Source organism: uncultured Winogradskyella sp. (assembly GCF_947498005.1).
Classification (GTDB): Bacteria; Bacteroidota; Bacteroidia; order Flavobacteriales; family Flavobacteriaceae; genus Winogradskyella.
In genome coordinates, this window is record NZ_CANMIW010000027.1 from 1 (window position 1) to 1,091 (window position 1,091).

The window sequence follows — 1,091 nt, forward strand, 5'->3', positions numbered from 1 at the left end:
ATTCTCTTAATAAAAGTCGATTTGTTTCTAAAATTTGTTTCATTTTGAGGTTTTCTTCAGCTTGCGCACAACGTGTTTGTGTATGGTTAGTTGCGTGGCTGAGCAACTAAATTAGCAAACTTTTACGAACCCGTGAAAATTCCGCAGGAATTTTCGCAAGTAGGGAAGAATATAGCAATTAAATATACACGGTGTTACCAATAGTTTTTAATTAATATGCTTGTAATATATAATTAAACTATCCATTGTAATTGCTTTTAAGGCTAACCCATTTTGGTCAAATATTACTTTACGTAAATAGCTTTGCTTTTGATTTTCTCTATCTATCCAGCTGAAAGTTGTTAAAGTCGAATCAAGTTTTTTGTTAGAGTAATAATAGTCGGTTATTGCATTAGAACTCAAAGATGAATCTTCGTTATCACTTGGTTCGTATAATATTTCTTTCGAAGATAATGAGTTTGATTTTGTGTCGTAATCGTATTTTGTAGTGAGCTTTTTACCCTTTCCATAATCGTTATTCTGATACTGAGAGGATTCTAAAATTTTTCCATCATTTTTGAATTTAAAAATAGCTGCTGGTTTTGAAATATCCTGTTTTGAAATTCCAATAGAAGGTTTAGTATAATACTTATAGAGGATTAAGCTATCGTTATCAAATTCATAGCGAAAATTGAAAATAGCTTTAAAATCAGTAAAAAATATTTTTTGTTTTTCAAGGTTTAATGAGTCGTATTCATATTCTTCATTTATGCTATACATAAAAGATTTTCTCCATACGTTTTTAATATTTCCGCTTTTATTATATTCTATAATTTCAATTGTATCGTTCTTTTTATAAAGTGCTGTATCAAATCCCGATATTAAAAGTGTCTTCTTTATATCATTTTTTAATATGCTCGCTTGATTGAAATCTAAAAAGTCTAATTCAGACATTTTTAAAGTTTTATCATTACAACTGAACAATGAAAAAGTTAATATTATTAGTAGAAGTATGCTTTTCATCAAATTATTGGTAACGTGTTTGTATATGGTTTGTTGCGTGGTTTAGCACGTAATTTAGCAAATAAAAACCGAATAGAAAATCCGCGAGG

1 protein-coding gene is annotated in these 1,091 nt (G+C 28.6%); it reads right to left on the reverse strand.

Annotation, left to right across the window (positions count from 1 at the left end):
• Positions 1 to 207 precede the first annotated feature (207 nt).
• Entirely contained in the window at positions 208 to 933 is a 726-nt protein-coding gene (locus Q0891_RS17185) for a hypothetical protein (RefSeq protein WP_299103573.1), read from the reverse strand.
• Between the last annotated feature and the right edge of the window lie 158 nt (positions 934 to 1,091).

Coding starts and splice junctions, on each gene's coding strand:
- Q0891_RS17185 (WP_299103573.1), bottom strand. CDS start 933: ATGTCTGAATTAGACTTTTTAGATTTCAATCAAGCGAGCATATTAAAA.